The sequence below is a fragment of the Vibrio sp. SALL6 genome (genome assembly GCF_002002385.1).
Classification (GTDB): domain Bacteria; phylum Pseudomonadota; class Gammaproteobacteria; order Enterobacterales; family Vibrionaceae; genus Vibrio; species Vibrio parahaemolyticus.
Genome location: NZ_MQVK01000008.1, coordinates 224490 through 240634, shown reverse-complemented (window position 1 = coordinate 240634; position 16145 = coordinate 224490). Strand labels below are relative to the sequence as shown.

13 protein-coding genes are annotated in these 16145 nt (G+C 47.0%); 5 read left to right on the top strand and 8 right to left on the bottom strand.

Going from position 1 to position 16145, the window contains the following annotated elements; genetic code table 11:
• The first annotated feature begins 117 nt into the window (after positions 1 to 117).
• The gene (locus tag BIW15_RS05405; RefSeq protein WP_025534310.1) at positions 118 to 669 is read left to right on the top strand and encodes a gamma-glutamylcyclotransferase family protein; all 552 of its coding nucleotides are present in this window, start codon (positions 118 to 120) and stop codon (positions 667 to 669) included.
• Between the two features lie 37 nt (positions 670 to 706).
• On the opposite strand, the gene BIW15_RS05400 is transcribed toward BIW15_RS05405, so the two are convergent.
• Both BIW15_RS05400 and BIW15_RS05395 read right to left on the bottom strand, forming a co-directional pair.
• Positions 707 to 1303 (bottom strand): outer membrane beta-barrel protein, encoded by a 597-nt coding sequence (locus tag BIW15_RS05400; RefSeq protein WP_015297197.1) that lies wholly within the window; start codon positions 1301 to 1303, stop codon positions 707 to 709.
• 145 nt (positions 1304 to 1448) lie between these two features.
• Positions 1449 to 1781 (bottom strand): tRNA-binding protein, encoded by a 333-nt coding sequence (locus tag BIW15_RS05395; RefSeq protein ID WP_005456696.1) that lies wholly within the window; start codon positions 1779 to 1781, stop codon positions 1449 to 1451.
• A gap of 176 nt (positions 1782 to 1957) precedes the next feature.
• Between BIW15_RS05395 and BIW15_RS05390 the strand changes: the two genes are divergently transcribed.
• Positions 1958 to 2956: a substrate-binding domain-containing protein gene (locus BIW15_RS05390; protein ID WP_020835443.1), complete on the top strand. Its 999-nt coding sequence runs from the start codon at positions 1958 to 1960 to the stop codon at positions 2954 to 2956.
• An 89-nt stretch (positions 2957 to 3045) separates the two neighbouring features.
• Here the strand turns inward: BIW15_RS05390 and BIW15_RS05385 are convergent, their stop codons facing one another.
• Together BIW15_RS05385 and BIW15_RS05380 are read right to left on the bottom strand one after the other, a co-directional pair.
• Positions 3046 to 4434 (bottom strand): MFS transporter, encoded by a 1389-nt coding sequence (locus tag BIW15_RS05385; RefSeq protein ID WP_077280661.1) that lies wholly within the window; start codon positions 4432 to 4434, stop codon positions 3046 to 3048.
• A 70-nt stretch (positions 4435 to 4504) separates the two neighbouring features.
• Complete coding sequence (locus BIW15_RS05380) at positions 4505 to 5575, bottom strand: cellulase family glycosylhydrolase (RefSeq protein ID WP_069495209.1); 1071 nt, start codon at positions 5573 to 5575, stop codon at positions 4505 to 4507.
• A gap of 212 nt (positions 5576 to 5787) precedes the next feature.
• Here BIW15_RS05380 and BIW15_RS05375 point away from each other — a divergent pair, with 212 nt between their 5' ends.
• On the top strand, positions 5788 to 6813 hold the full coding sequence (locus BIW15_RS05375) for a LacI family DNA-binding transcriptional regulator (RefSeq protein WP_006742407.1): 1026 nt from the start codon (positions 5788 to 5790) through the stop codon (positions 6811 to 6813).
• A 73-nt stretch (positions 6814 to 6886) separates the two neighbouring features.
• Here BIW15_RS05375 and galM read toward each other — a convergent pair whose 3' ends face one another.
• From galM to galE, 4 genes are all read right to left on the bottom strand, one after another.
• Positions 6887 to 7951 (bottom strand): galactose-1-epimerase, encoded by a 1065-nt coding sequence (gene galM, locus BIW15_RS05370; RefSeq protein WP_179115227.1) that lies wholly within the window; start codon positions 7949 to 7951, stop codon positions 6887 to 6889.
• A gap of 9 nt (positions 7952 to 7960) precedes the next feature.
• Positions 7961 to 9121: a galactokinase gene (galK, locus tag BIW15_RS05365; protein WP_077280660.1), complete on the bottom strand. Its 1161-nt coding sequence runs from the start codon at positions 9119 to 9121 to the stop codon at positions 7961 to 7963.
• A gap of 109 nt (positions 9122 to 9230) precedes the next feature.
• Positions 9231 to 10283, bottom strand: a complete 1053-nt coding sequence (locus BIW15_RS05360; protein WP_005485008.1) for a UDP-glucose--hexose-1-phosphate uridylyltransferase — start codon at positions 10281 to 10283, stop codon at positions 9231 to 9233.
• 1 nt (position 10284) lies between these two features.
• A complete protein-coding gene (gene galE, locus BIW15_RS05355) occupies positions 10285 to 11331 on the bottom strand; it encodes a UDP-glucose 4-epimerase GalE (protein ID WP_077280659.1) in 1047 nt (348 codons plus the stop codon).
• Positions 11332 to 11710: 379 nt separating this feature from the next.
• Here galE and ebgR point away from each other — a divergent pair, with 379 nt between their 5' ends.
• Together ebgR and ebgA are read left to right on the top strand one after the other, a co-directional pair.
• The gene (ebgR, locus tag BIW15_RS05350) at positions 11711 to 12697 is read left to right on the top strand and encodes a transcriptional regulator EbgR (RefSeq protein WP_029815325.1); all 987 of its coding nucleotides are present in this window, start codon (positions 11711 to 11713) and stop codon (positions 12695 to 12697) included.
• Positions 12698 to 13044: 347 nt separating this feature from the next.
• Positions 13045 to 16143 carry a beta-galactosidase subunit alpha gene (gene ebgA, locus BIW15_RS05345; RefSeq protein WP_077280658.1) on the top strand — a complete coding sequence of 1033 codons (3099 nt, stop codon included), beginning with the start codon at positions 13045 to 13047 and terminating at the stop codon, positions 16141 to 16143.
• The last annotated feature ends 2 nt before the right edge of the window (positions 16144 to 16145 follow it).

Sequence of the window (16145 nt, the reverse complement as noted above, 5' to 3'; positions counted from 1 at the left end):
CATAGAAAATACATGTTAAAAAATAAGATTATACTTAAGGGGTAAAGTTTGTGCTTCATGGGCTGGTTAGGTATAAACAGTCCAAGACACAAAAATGAGTTAAAGGATGCAACGAAGATGTACATATTTGGCTATGGCAGTTTAATCAATTCCGCGTCGCGCAAGTTAACAGGACAAACGGGAGAAGCCATTCCCGTCATTGCTCATGGACTGGTTCGCTACTGGGGAAAGATTGATGACAGCTACACTCTGTCTCCACTGGTTGTGAACCAAGGCAATGGACAGGTTAATGGCGTTTTACTCGAAGTGAATGAAGAAGCTCTCGCAGAATTCGATCGCCGTGAACGTGGCTATCATCGTATTCAAATTCAGCCAGATCAAATCGAAACGGACGCGAACTTTAACCAAGGACATGAGATTTGGGTTTACGTAAAAGACGAGCCACTACCACCGTGCGCAAACAGCCCAATCATGCAAAGCTATGTTGATACCGTGCTAGCAGGTTGCTTGGAGGTATCCCATGCATTTGCGGAGCATTTTGTGCGTCACACCATTGGCTGGCACCACGCGAAAGAAAATGACCGCCACCAACCCAAATACGGCAACCTTGCAGGCGTGCAAGAGCACCATTATGAGTTGATTGATAATCTGATCAAAAAAGGAGCCTAATGGCTCCTTTTTAGTATCTATGTTTGCATACGCGAACTTAGAATTTGTAGTCAACGCCAACGTAAAGGCTGTCAAAATCAAATTCGAGATCGCCGCCACCTTCAACATCAATGGTTACTGTCGAAGCACGGTAGCCACCAGAAACAATCAGGCCTGAAGCAAATTCATACCCCACTTCAGCACCATAGTTAAAGCCAGCATCGCTGCCATCAGTCTTGCCAGTAAGGCTAGAAAGGTTTGACTTTGTCTCCAAATCAACGCCCGTTACACCAAGACCAACGACGGCACCAACATAAAAACCGGTACCAGAGAATTGGTACTTAGGTTTAGCATTAAGGTTGAACGAATAACCTTCAACTGTCGCTTCTAACCAATTACCCGCACCCGATTTTTTTTCTTCGAAGCTACCGTAGTAAACGTATTCACCTTCTAAAGCCAATTTGAAGTTTTTTGAAAATTGCAGTTCTTTACCTACTGCAATACCCAAGCCAGTCGCCGAAGAGCTGTAAGAGTGTCCTTCAACTTTAAGATCAGAGTTAAGAACATCTGCGCCAACATACCAGTTACCTTTTGCTTGAACTGACGCTGAAGCAACCACTGCACCTAAAGCCAATAGTGGCAATACTTTTTTCATTATAATTTCCTATATTTTTCATACTGTTAAACAGTTTTAAAAGCGCGGAGATTATAAATAGAGTTGAATATATATCTATTGATTTATTTATAAAATGAGACACAAAACATAAACACGAACAATAAAACGTTTGCTTGATTAAACTCTAAACAATTCTCACCCCGGTCGGCATCGCTCTTTCTGGCGTTAGCAACACACTTTCGGATTCATCATCCGTTTCTGCGCATAACAACATACATTCAGAGGTTTCGCCGCGCATTTTGGCTTTGGCAAGATTACACAACACGACCACTTGTTTGCCCATCAACTCTTCCTCGGTGTAATAAGGCACTAAGCTGGTTACGGTTTGCAGTGTTTTTTCACCAATATCAATTTGCACAATATACAGCTTGTCTGCATTGTGATGACGAGCCACTTCAATGATTTTTCCGGTACGAATTTCCAGTTTGGCAAAATCAGAGTAAGCGATAGTTTCCATAATTAAAACCCCAGTAAAGTTTTACTAAAAAGATAACGTTTACACTATCAGTAAGCTTAATAAATACAAGTGGTAAAGATCTCATTTCCGAAAGCAAATCCTCTATCAAATTGCACTTATTACACAATGGGTGTTTAATACTTTCAGTCAAAATTTTTAGCCACTAAAGGTTCTATATGGCAACGATCAAGGATGTCGCGAAAGAAGCAGGTGTTTCGGTCGCAACGGTTTCTCGCGTGATCAACAAGTCCCCAAAAGCCAGTCAATCATCGGTAGAGTCGGTCACCAAAGCAATGAGCAAATTGGGTTACAGACCCAATGCCGCAGCTCGCGCACTGGTGAGTCAAAGCACAAATACCATGGGTGTGTTGGTGAGTGATGTGTCCGATCCTTTCTTCGGCACGCTGGTCAAATCCGTCGATAATGTCGCGCGCGAAAATGGCAAACATATCTTGATTGGCAACGGTTACCATAATCCAGAAGATGAACGTCAAGCCCTAGAATTGCTGATCAACAGCCGTTGCGATGCAATAGTCATCCACTCGAAAGGCTTATCTGATGAGGAGCTAATTGGCTACGCCCAAGAAGTGAAAGGTATGGTGCTTATCAATCGTCATATCCCAGAACTGGCCGAACGTTGTATTTCCCTTGATAACCGCAAAGGAGCATTCCTCGCGACAGAATATTTAATTCGTCACGGGCATCGCAAAATCGCTTGTATTGCCTCATCCCACGATATCGAAGATACCGATGAGCGATTGCAAGGTTACCAAGCCGCATTGAAAGAACATGGTATTGAGCTCTCCAAAAGCTACATCGAATACGGTGAACCCAACAGTGATGGTGGCGAAGTTGCGATGACCAACCTGTTAACCAAATCTTTGGAGATTACTGGAGTGGTGGCCTACAACGACTACATGGCCGCTGGCGCACTGGCAGCGTTAGATCAAAATGGCATTGACGTACCAAGTAAGGTTTCTATGGTCGGGTTCGATGATGGCTTGATCGCCCGCTTTGTTCACCCTAGCTTGACTACTATTCGCTACCCAATCGAGATGATGGCAGAACGCGCCGCCCGTTTGGCTTTGGCGCTGTCTCGTGACGAAAAAGTTGAAGATGAAACCATTATTTTTAGCCCAACTTTAGTACGAAGAAACTCTGTCGAGCGTTGTTGATGGTGGATAATCTGTAAATTGAAAACGAAAAGCCCGCTCAGTTTATTGAGTGGGCTTTTCTTTGAGCACTTGTCGAGACGATATGGATTCTAGCTCAAGGCTTCGTGCGGTTTTACAGACTTAACGTCAACGCCTTCCGCAAACTCACCACGCTGTAATTTTTCTCGTAAAATCGCATGTTGGTCTTCGGTAAATGTGTAGCGAGACATAATGAAGATGCGCACTAGAGCTCCCAATGCGGGTAGCAACGCAATACAGAAGAACATGCCATTGAGCGCGGTTTCCGTTTGCGCCGCATTTGGTACATAGCCAATCATCGTCAAGATTAACCCCGTTAAGCCGCCCGCTACCGCAACAGAAAGTTTGCCTGTAAAGGTTTGTCCCGAGAACGTGATCGCCGCGGTACGTTTGCCACTGTGGTAGTACGAATACTCTACTGTGTCTGCAATCATGGCCGAGATAAGAGGGTTGGTCATCATAAAGATGCCAGTAATCACCGCTAACCACGCCATCACGACCGTTGGATTATCATAGCCAGTAAAATAGAACCCAATGCGAGCGATGATCTCTAAAACACACAGCGCAATAAAGATGTCACGTTTTTTGAAACGCTTTGTCAGCACAGGCGTAGCCAAACATGCGATCGCACTTACCAAAGTGATGGTACCAATCAGAGAGACTAACCCTGCATCTCCCATGTTGTATGTGAAGAAGAAAATGTACAGGCCATTCACTAGATTGAAAAACACATTCATGAAAAACGCTGCCAGAATAAAAAACAACGGCTTGTTTTTACGAACAGCTTGAAAGGTTTGTTTTAGAGTAACTTTTTCGCAGCTCTTCGTCGAGATGCGTTCTTTGGTGTTGTAAAAACCGTTCAGCATGAAGAACAAACCCGCAATCATCAACACAGTCACAGCTGGTAAGTAACCCTGATCTGCCCGGCCATCAGCGAAGTAAGCGCTCAGTTTTGGGAACACAACCAAAGTCGCACCAATACCCGCATTCACCCCTAACATGGCACAAGTTGCCGCTTTTGCTCGCTCTTGTGGTTCATCCGTCATAACAGAAGACATAGACCAAAACGGCACATCAGAAATGGTGTAAAGCGTACCCCAAAGAATGTAAGTGATACCGGCATACATCACTTTTGTCGATGTATCAGCATCGATGTTATAGAAAGCGGCCACCGTGACCAGAACAATCAGAACCGGCGTAAACAGCATGTAAGGGCGGAATTTACCAAAGCGAGAGTCTAACGTGTCCATGTATCCGGCAATGAGCGGATCGTTTACCGCATCCCACACACGAGCAATCAAAAAAATCGTACTCGCCGCAATTGGAGAAATGCCCAAAATATCGGTATAGAAATAAAGAATAAAAGAGCCGACTAGACCAAAGCTAAAGCACTGGCCTACCCCATAGCCGAAGTAAGACATCAGCTCCTTATTAGTGAGTTTGTTTTGTAGAGTAGTCATTGTTCACGTCTCAATTGATTTTATTGTAAATAAGAAACCGACCCATTTCTCAGAGTCGGCTCACAGGCAATTAATCCACTTCTGCGAGTGTTTTGATCAATTGCACTTCGCTTGCGTCATACGGCTGTCCTTGCTCATCAAGCAGATCGTGGAACCATTGACTCGCATAGTTTGCATCGCTACGTTTTATCTCTGGCCAAGGCAGATGCGTTTGTGTTTTTCCTTTCACTAATCCCCACTGGTAGCAGCCAATGTTTTTCTGTTTAAAGACCGGAAGCTGTTCGTGCATGTACGATTGCGCATGACGAGCAAGCCACTCAGTACACATCATTGGTCGGTTGTAGCTTTCTACAATTTCAACGGCTTTATGGAACAGATCGAGTGGTAAGTAAGCGTGGAAAGTAATGATGTCCGATAGCTCCATCGCTTTGCGATCGGTTGGGTGTTCATAAATCGGCAGGCTTCGGTCAAGAATGCTTGGCGCATGCCAAGCGCCAACGGTGAGAGGCTGAGTTGGGTTTTCTTCACGTGCCCACTCAAACGCTTGTTCCATCAGCTCATGACTAAAGATTTCCATTTCTTCGTCGTAAGCGATCTCACCCGTAGTGGTGAAAATCATGCGGTTGGTTGGCTCGTTATAGAGATCCCAAATAACGATTCGAGGGTCATTTTTGTAGGTAGAGATGATGTCGCGAATATACGCTTCGACCTCACCCCACATAGATTTGTCCATCACCACATTGCGACCAGGACTTGCTGCTGCTTGGCTATTGTGCAAATCCGGTACTGGCGCTTTTTGTTCACCAAGATAAGGATGGTCGCCCGAAAAACCGCAGTCATCCATCGGCGTGAGCATCACTTTGATTTGATTGCGTTCGCAAATATCCAGAAAGCGCTCAATTCGCGCATGTAAACCATCGCGATCCGCTTGCCAAACTATAAATGGTAAGTTGGTACGTAAAGTGTTGTAACCCACATCATGCGCCCAAGCTAACTCTTGTTCCATCACCTCAGGAGCAAAGGAGTCCGCTTGCCACATCTCATTCCAGTTAACCGCTGTGCGCGGTAAATAGTTAAAGCCACGTAGCCAGCCATGCTCTTTTTGCCATTGCCACGCTTTCTCTTCCGACCATCTTTTCATCTTACTCACCTTAAAGCTAAATTATTAACTAATAATATTAGCTAATATATTAATTAATAATTTAATGACTAGGAGCTCAAAGAATAAACGTGGTGAAAATCACAGCTTTTAAGTTGCTCTGACTTACTTTTGTGATCTTCATCTTTAAAGGATGATCCGAACTTAATCTTTAGCTAATATCTTTAGCTAACGAAATTAAGTAAAAGAGCAGAATGGCTAAAAAAATCACCATGAGTGACATTGCGGCGGCGGCTGGCGTCTCTCAGTCGACCGTATCGCTGGTATTGAATGGCTCAACTTCCGTAAAAATCGCGGAAGCGACCAAACGTAAAGTGCTCGAAACCGCAGAATCACTTGGCTACAAAAACAAAAAGGTTGCCCATGCTTTGGGACGCCCTAAAAAGATCGCATTGGTGATCAACGGCTTAACCAGTTATGACCCATTTATCGATGCCATCAATGCAGCGAGAGAAGAAGCGTGGTCGAACGACTACATTTTGGTGACGTTCAATTACAGCCATGATGAAGTGTTGGCAAGCAAGATTGAGTCGGAGATCAACGGCGGTGATTACGCAGGTTTGGTTTACGCATCCAGTATGACGCGAGAGTTGGAGCAGCAACGCGTCACAACTTCCTTACCGACTGTGCTGCTGAACTGCACCAACGAAGAACACACCGAAACGCCAAGTATTTTGCCGGCCGATATGATTGGAGCTTACAAAGCAGTTTCACACCTCACAGCGCAAGGTTATCGTCGCATTGCCATGCTGTCTGGTGAAAGTTGGATGCTAGCCAGTAAGCAACGTGCCGATGGTTACCGTCAGGCTCTCATTGATGCAGACATCATTCCTAACTCAGAGTATTTAGTCGATGCAAACTGGTCGCTAAAAGAAGCGCACCAGCAAACACTGGCACTACTGAATATGGAGCAGCCGCCAGAAGCGATTTTCTGTGGCAGCGACTATATGGCAATGGGGTGCTACCAAGCGATAGCGGAGTTGGGGTTGAAGATTCCTCAGGATGTTGCCGTTGTCGGTTACGATAATCAGCAAATCGCCTCTGAAAGCTTTCCAGCATTAACGTCGGTTGAACTGCCCTACTCAGACATGGGTAAACTCGCAATCGAATCGTTGATGGCACTGATTGAAGGGCAGCCGTTGCTTTCTAACAAACGCAAAGTAGAGGGTGAGCTCATCGTTCGAACCTCTTCGACAAAAACAAAAAAGGTGGGCATGTAGCCCACCATAACACCCAAAGTCGTTGGAGTTGCAGCATCGCTGCCGCTGCAAGTTCAAAGGGTAGAAGTGCTATCTAAAATTCAAACTGATAAGTAGTTTGATGCTGATAGCAATCCCCAGAGCTCAACACCCCATTGTTGAGTCCCCATTCTGGTTTGTTTGGCCCGTCTGGAAAGTATTGCGTTTCCAATGCTAGGCCGTCATAGCGTTCGTAAGTTTTACTTGCACCTGGCGTACCGGCTAAGAAATTACCTGAATAAAACTGGATGGCAGGCTTGGTGGTTTTCACCTTCATCACCACATCTTCTTTTGGTGCAATTAAAACCGCAGCGACAGATACGCCATCGGTCACTTCAGGCATGAAGACAAAGGCGTGATCGTAGCCACCAGCAGTTTTCTGATCTTGCTCGGCAAGAAATTCTTGGCCTATCGATTTTGGCTCGGTGAAGTCGAAACTGGTACCCGAAACTGGCTTTTGTTCACCGGTAGGAATTAACCCCGCATCCGCTGGCAAGTAATGCCCAGCATTGAGCTGTAAAGTATGATCCAAACTTTTCGCGCGGTTCGCCTCACCAGCCAAGTTAAAGTAGGCGTGATTGGTTAAATTCACTGGCGATGTTTTGTCGGTCTTAGCGTCATAGACGATAGCTAGTTCATTCTCGTCAGTGAGCGTGTACATCACCTTCACATCGAGGTTTCCCGGATAGCCTTGGTCACCGTCCGGGGAGCGAAGTGAAAAAGTGACCTGTTGATCATTTTGCTCTTCAACCTTCCAGCGGCGTTTATCAAACCCTTCTAGGCCACCGTGCAGTGAGTTTTCACCGTTATTGATACCAAGTTGATACTTCTCTCCGTCTATCTCAAACTGCCCCTTCGCAATTCGGTTAGCAAAGCGGCCAACAATGGAACCGAAGTAAGCGTCTTGCTTCATGTGTTCAGCCATATTTGGTGAGCGCAACAACACTTCACGGTTTTCACCATTTACCGGTAATGTGCAACTCAACCACGTCGCACCGATATCCATAAACGACGCTGTCATACCATTCGCGTTGGTCAAATGAATCAGATTCGCAGTTTGGCCATCAAACGACGGCGTTTGCGCCATCGCTTGTTCTAGTTGTTGAAAATAGGCTTTCATCATCATTCCTTACAGCACTTCAACCAAACCCGCACCATTTTGGGCTTGGCAAACATAAATCGACTCTTTTAAGCACGTAGCCGCTTGGTACTTCGCTTCAACTGCCGCTTTCACGTCATCAACCAGTGCTGGCGGTACAAGTGCCACGATGCAACCACCAAAGCCACCGCCAGTCATGCGCACGCCGCCTTGATCGCCGATCACCTCTTTGACTATCTCCACCAGCGTATCGATTTCTTTTACCGTAATTTCGAAATCATCGCGCATCGAGGCATGAGACTCAGCCATCAGCTCGCCCATACGCTTCATGTCGTGTGCTCGTAGCGCTTGTGCCGCTTCCACAGTACGATCATTTTCTGTGATGACGTGACGTGCACGCTTGGCCACCATTTCATCCAGCTCAGCGACTTTCTCGTTGAACTGCTCAATCGTCACATCACGCAAAGCTTTCACACCGAAAATACGCGCCGCTTCTTCACATTGCTGACGACGAGTGTTGTATTCGCTGTCGACCAAACCACGTTTTTTATTCGAGTTGATGATCACGACAGCCATGTCTTCTGGCATAGAGACTGCTTCAGTTTCAAGGCTACGGCAATCTAATAGCATCGCATGATTTTCACGCCCTTCCGCTGAAATCATTTGATCCATGATGCCGCAGTTGCAACCGACGAATTCGTTCTCAGCTTGCTGACCGTTTAACGCAATTTCGGCTTGGCTGATCTCAAGATTGAACAGCACTTTGAACGTCTGGCCAATCACCACTTCCAACGCCGCCGATGAGCTCAAACCCGCGCCTTGAGGCACGTTGCCGCTGACTGAAATATCCGCCCCAGTAAACTGGTAGCCACGCGCCAGAAGACACTTCACCACGCCGCGAATGTAGTTCGCCCACATTTTGTCTTGCTGGAAGGTAATGGCTTGCGTGATATCGAATTCGTCCACTGCGTTACCGTAATCGACCGACACCACACGCACGATATTGTCTTCACGCTTTGCCGCCGCCACGACCGTTTGGTAGTTAATGGCACACGGTAGGACAAAACCATCGTTGTAATCGGTGTGCTCACCAATCAAGTTAACACGACCAGGCGCTTGAATAATATGGCTAGATGCGTAGCCCAACACTTGCTCAAATGACGCTTTCACATTTTGGATAAGTTCAGACATAGGGACGTTCTCTTAAAATAGTAATTTGTGTGGGATAGCGCGTTGAGCCTAACTTTCTATCTGTAAAGTCGCGCTATCCCGTTATTCGTAATCAGTCCAATTTAAAGACTTAGCATTCTTTGTAGTGGACATCACTCACATCACGCAGACGCTGCGCCGCTTGCTCTGCGGTGAGGTCACGTTGGCTTTCTGCCAGCATTTCGTAGCCCACCATGAACTTACGAACCGTGGCACTGCGCAGTAGTGGCGGATAAAAAAGTGCATGAAGCTGCCAATGGTCGATGTCTGTGCCTTGGTCAAAAAACGGCGCGTAGTGCCAGCCCATCGAGTAAGGGAAAGAGCATTGGAATAAATTATCGTAACGGCTGGTCAGCTTCTTAATCGCTCGCGCTAAATCGTCTCGTTGCTCATCGCTGAGTTCGCTCATGCGACGAATGTGCGTTTTCGGCAACAACATAGTTTCGAACGGCCAAGCAGCCCAGTAAGGCACCACCGCCAGCCAGTGTTCGGTTTCCACCACAATGCGTGAGCCGTCTTTGAGTTCCGCTTGTACGTAATCCACCAGCAAGTTGCTGCCGTGCTCTTGGTAGTACGCTTTTAGGTTGTGCTCTTTACGCTCAATTTCATTTGGTAAGAAGCTGTTCGCCCAGATTTGACCGTGCGGATGAGGCTGAGAACAGCCCATGGTTTCGCCTTTGTTTTCGAACGCCTGAACCCAAACGTACTCTTTGCCGAGCTCTTCAATTTGCTCATTCCATGTATCAATCACGCCGCGAATTTTATCCACTGGTAGTTCCGGTAAGGTTTTGCTGTGATCTGGCGAGAAGCAAATCACTCGGCTCAAACCACGCACACCTTGCGTTTTGAATAGCGGGTTGTTTGACTCCGGTGCATCTGGTGAATCCACCATCAGCGCAGCAAAATCGTTATTGAACACATAGGTGCCTTCGTAATCTGGATTAACATCGCCAGAGATACGTTCGTTGGTTGGACAAAGGAAACATTTACCGTCATAACTTGGTAGCTCATCCAATGCGGGCTTTTCATCTGCGCCGCTCCAAGGGCGTTTTGCACGGTGAGGTGAAACCAAAATCCATTGCCCAGTCAGGGGGTTGTAACGGCGGTGTGGATGATCCACTGGGTTAAATTCGACATTCGACATGTTACTTACTCAACTCTTTAAAATTCTTCAAACTAGGGGAATAGCCATTGGGATTTTTTGACTGCCAGTGCCACGTATCAGCGGTCATTTCAGCCACCGTGCGTATTGCTTTCCAGCCTAGTTCACGCTCAGCTTTTTCCGTGCTTGCCCAACATTCAGCAATATCCCCAGGACGACGCGGGCATAACTCGTAAGGCACTGGTTTACCGCTAGCGGTCGCGAACGCATCCACCATCTCAAGTACGCTCGAGCCTTTACCTGTACCTAAGTTGTAAATGTGCAAACCCGATTTCTCACCCACCGATTTCAATGCGGCGATGTGGCCGTCGGCCAGATCCATCACATGGATGTAATCACGTACGCCAGTGCCGTCAGGGGTTGGGTAGTCGCTACCGAATACCGCGAGTTTTTCTCGGCGACCAACAGCGACTTGGGCGATAAATGGCATCAGGTTATTGGGAATGCCTTGTGGGTCTTCCCCCATGCTGCCCGATGAATGGGCGCCAACTGGGTTGAAGTAACGCAGTAAGGTGATGCTCCAGTCGTTTTCAGCATGGAACAGATCGCTGAAGCACTGCTCCACCATATATTTACTGCGACCGTATGGATTGGTGGTTGCGCCTGTTGGTGAATCTTCCGTAATCGGCACTATTTCTGGGTCACCGTAAACCGTTGCCGATGAACTGAATACGATGCTTTTCACACCCGATTTACGCATGCTGCGCGCCAACACCAATGAGCCATTGACGTTGTTGTCGTAGTACTCAAGTGGTTTTGCCACCGATTCGCCAACCGCTTTGAGGCCAGCAAAGTGGATCACGGCCTGGATGTCGTGCTGCGCGAATACCGTATCCAAAAATGCTTCGTCACGGATGTCACCTTGGTGGAACGCAGGCTGCTTGCCTGTCAGCGCTTCAATACGGTTTAACACTTCCAGTTTGGCGTTACACAAGTTGTCGACGATGATAGGTTCTATTCCCGCTTCAATCATCTGAACGCAAGTGTGACTACCGATATATCCCATACCGCCTGTGACAAGAACTTTCACTTTTGCTTCTCCACGTTTGCTGCTTTCTGTTCATACCTCACTCTGATGCGCTAAAAGCCAATCGCCATTGCATCGAATCAGTACGCCCATTTCTTAACTGGCTAAAAGTCTAGCAACCAATCTCGATCCAGATCCGTGATCGAATTCAAATTGTGTAAACGTTTCCACAAAATTACACAAAAGCCTTATTTTAGATGCAGACTTTAGTTAAATTAAACCGGGAAGATGATGAGCAGTGAAGATGAGTCGAGCAGATACCGCTCTCTTTCATGGATCGCACGATTTTACTAAAAGTTTGTGCATCCCTAAGTAGCTGTTTACAATAGCCAGATTATTGAGTTCTCACTTGGACTGTGAGCAATGCCAACGGGAAATGTACATGGCAACACTAAAAGATATCGCCACTGAAGCGGGCGTCTCACTTGCAACCGTATCGCGAGTTTTGAATGACGATCCGACGTTGAGCGTTAAAGAAGAAACCAAACGCCGCATTTTAGAAATCGCAGAAAAGCTGGAGTACCGCACCAGCAGCTCGAAGAAAGCCACCAAAGAAGCCAAGCAAAAACATCACTTTTTGGCCTTGTACAATTACAAACAAGAAGCAGAAGTGAATGACCCGTACTACTTGTCGATTCGTCATGGGATTGAAACTCAGTGCGACAAACTCGGCATTACGCTAACCAATTGCTACAACAACGAAATTGATGTTGAAACGCAAAAGATCACCGGTGTCCTTTTAGTCGGGAAAGTCGACCAAAAGGTGGTCAATAAGTTACCTAAACGCCTAGCCGATAGCATCTGTTACATCGACTTTTCAGATCCAACTAGTCCTTACGATTGCGTTGATATCGACCTTGTAAGAATCAGCAAGCAAGTGGTTGATTTCTTTGTGCAACAAGGCTACGAGCGCATCGGATTTATTGGTGGACAAGACGAGCCCAACACCGCAGACATTCGTGAAAATGCGTTTGTGGACTACGGCAGTCTAAAAGGTGTGGTTTCTGAAGACGACATTTATCGTGGCGATTTCTCTAGCTTGTCCGGTTATGACTTAGCGAAAGAGATGCTGGCCAAAGGCGATTTCCCAAAAGCGATGTTCATTGCTTCGGACTCCATTGCGATTGGTGTGTTACGAGCAGTGCATGAGTTTGGTTTAAACATTCCTGATGATATTGCGCTGATCAGCGTGAACGACATCCCTACCGCGCGCTTTACCTTCCCACCTCTATCTACCGTTCGTATTCATTCTGAAATGATGGGTATTCAAGGCGTGAACTTGTTAGTAGAAAAATACCGTGACGGACGCGCACTGCCCCTTCAAGTGTACGTTCCAAGCAAGCTCAAGCTACGCGGCACAACTCGATAAAAACCCCCTCAAAACTGCTCAAATAAAGCACTGAATTTTCAGTGCTTTTTTATTTCTTCTTTTATTTCCTACCGAATTTTTACTGTTTTTACTTTCCAAAACAATCTAGAACGCATTCCTTTACGCTGATCACATCTTGCTCAACATTGGTCATTTAAAACGTGATCAAGTTAAAGTAAAACGTTTCCACTAATTTATTTTAGTAAAACTTTTACTAATATCTTTCTCAGATTATTCATAAGCATTTTTCACAATACATCGGCCGTTGTTTTTGCACTGATGTTGAGCCGCGATGAAACCAATCCGCACTCCAACATAAGCGCACCAAGCCGAGGGGAGATCAAAACGTGAACAATTGGGAAAACTTCCAACACTTACACGAGAATCGTATGGCACCGCGTGCGTACTTTTTCTCCTACGACTCTGTTCAGAGCGCACAAACCTTTCAACGTGAACTGAGTCGCCGCTTTATGTTGCTCAGCGGCCAATGGACATTCCGTTATTTCACCAACCCAATGTTGGTACCTGATGAGTTTTACTCACAAACAATGAACGACTGGGGACACATTACCGTCCCAAACATGTGGCAAATGGAAGGCCACGGCGATCTGCAATACACCGATGAGGGCTTCCCATTCCCGATCGATGTCCCGTTTGTACCAACCGACAACCCAACGGGCGCTTATCAACGCACATTTACACTTGGCCCACAGTGGGATAACCAACAAACCATCATCAAGTTCGATGGCGTGGAAACCTACTTTGAAGTGTACGTAAACGGCGAGTACGTCGGCTTTAGTAAAGGCAGCCGTCTTACTGCGGAGTTCGACATTTCTGCCTACGTACACCAAGGCGAAAACTTGCTGTCTGTACGCGTGATGCAGTGGGCCGATTCCACTTACATTGAAGACCAAGACATGTGGTGGACGGCGGGGATCTTCCGTGATGTTTATCTAATCGGAAAAGAGAACGTTCACGTCCAAGATCTCACCATTCGCACCGATTTCGCCGACGATTACCAAAGTGCGACGCTCAGTGCTCAAATCGAATTGGAAAACCTTTCCACCGCTATCGCGTCTGGCTATACGCTGGAATACGCGCTGCATGACAAAGGCACTGTCGTAGCCAGTGGTCAATGCGATTCACTGACTATCCAAAACCACCACTCAACAAGCTTTGCGATTGATATGGTGAAGCCAACGCATTGGACAGCTGAAAACCCTTACCTTTACCACTTGTTCATCACCTTAAAAGATCACCAAGGCAACGTAGTGGAAGTGATCCCACAACGCGTGGGTTTCCGTGACATCAAAGTGCGCGATGGCCTGTTTTACATCAACAATCAATACGTGATGCTGCATGGTGTCAACCGTCATGACAACGACCACCTAAAAGGTCGCGCAGTGGGCATGGACCGCGTGGAAAAAGATCTGATTTTGATGAAGCAACACAACATCAACTCAGTTCGCACCGCACACTACCCGAACGACCCACGCTTCTACGAGTTGTGTGATATTTACGGCCTGTTTGTGATGGCAGAAACCGATGTGGAAACCCACGGCTTTGCCAACGTTGGCGACCTGAGCCGTATCACCAATGATCCAGCATGGGAAGCGGTGTTTGTTGATCGCGCAGTGCGCCATGTGCACGCACAGAAAAACCACCCTTCTATCATCATGTGGTCACTCGGTAACGAATCGGGTTATGGCTGTAACATCCGTGCGATGTATACCGCGACCAAAGCAATTGATGACACCCGTTTGGTTCACTACGAAGAAGACCGCGATGCTGAAGTCGTCGATGTGATTTCGACGATGTACTCACGCGCTCAACTGATGAATTACTTTGGCGAACACCCACACGAGAAGCCACGCATCATCTGCGAATACGCACACGCGATGGGGAACGGGCCGGGTGGTTTAACCGAATACCAAAACGTGTTCTATGCGCACGACCACATTCAAGGTCACTACGTTTGGGAATGGTGTGATCACGGCATTCTAGCGCGTGATGAGCACGGCCAAGAGTTCTACAAATACGGCGGCGATTATGGCGACTACCCAAACAACTACAACTTCTGCATGGATGGTCTGATTTACCCAGATCAAACCCCGGGCCCTGGCCTGAAAGAATACAAACAAGTCATTGCACCGGTGAAAATCCGCGCCGTAGAAGGTTGCCATGACCGCTTCATCGTTGAGAACAAATTGTGGTTCTCCAACCTCGATGATTACACCATTACTGCCGACGTGCGTGCCGAAGGTGAAACCCTGCGTAGCGTGCAATTCAAAGTCGAAGCTTTGGTCGCCAACAGCGAACGTGAAGTGACCATCGACTTGCCAGAATTGGATGAGCGCGAAGCCTTCATCAACTTCACCGTACGCAAAGACAGTCGCACGCTTTACAGCGAAGCCAACCATGAAATTGCGGTGTATCAGGTCCAACTGAAAGACAACACCGCGACGTTGCCTGCGCTGGTCAACCACAATATTCAACCCTTGGTGCTTGAAGAAAGCCGCCTAGAGCACGTTATCACAGGTCATAACTTCACGCTTACCTTCTCCAAAGTAAACGGCAAGCTGACTTCTTGGCGCGTAAATGGCGAAGAGATCATTCAATCTGAGCCGAGACTGAACTTCTTCAAACCGATGATTGATAACCACAAACAAGAGTATGAAGGTTTGTGGTACCCAGCGCATCTGCAAATCATGCAGGAGCACTTCCGCACACTTGCTGTGGAAGCAACTGATGATTCCGTCTTGATTACGACCACCAGCATCATTGCGCCGCCGGTCTTTGATTTTGGCATGCGTTGTACCTATCGCTATCAAATCAATGCTCAAGGCCATTTGAACGTGGAACTGAGCGGCGAACGTTACGGCGACTACCCTCACGTGATTCCGGTGATTGGCTTGGATTTGGGCATCAACGGCAACTTTGACCAAGTGAGCTACTACGGTCGCGGCCCAGAAGAAAACTACCAAGACAGTCGCCAAGCTAACCTCATTGATGTTTACCACACCAATGTGGCGGACATGTTCGAGAACTACCCGTTCCCGCAAAACAACGGCAACCGCCAACACGTGCGCTGGGCATCGCTCACCAACCGTCATGGCACAGGGTTATTGGTGAAACCTCAGCAAGAAATCAACTTCAGCGCGTGGTTCTACACCAACCAAAACCTGCATCAAGCGCAACATACGATCGAGCTAGAAAAGAGTGGCTACATCACCCTTAACCTTGACCATCAAGTGATGGGGTTAGGCTCGAACTCATGGGGCAGCGAAGTGCTCGACTCTTACCGCGTGTACATGGACGAGTTCCGTTACGGTTTGACGCTGATGCCTTTGCAAGCAGGCGATTGCAACGCACAAGTGATGGCAAACCATGATTTCGACAACGCGTTTTTCACTCAAACCAATACTCAATCAGTCAACGAGGCGTAACC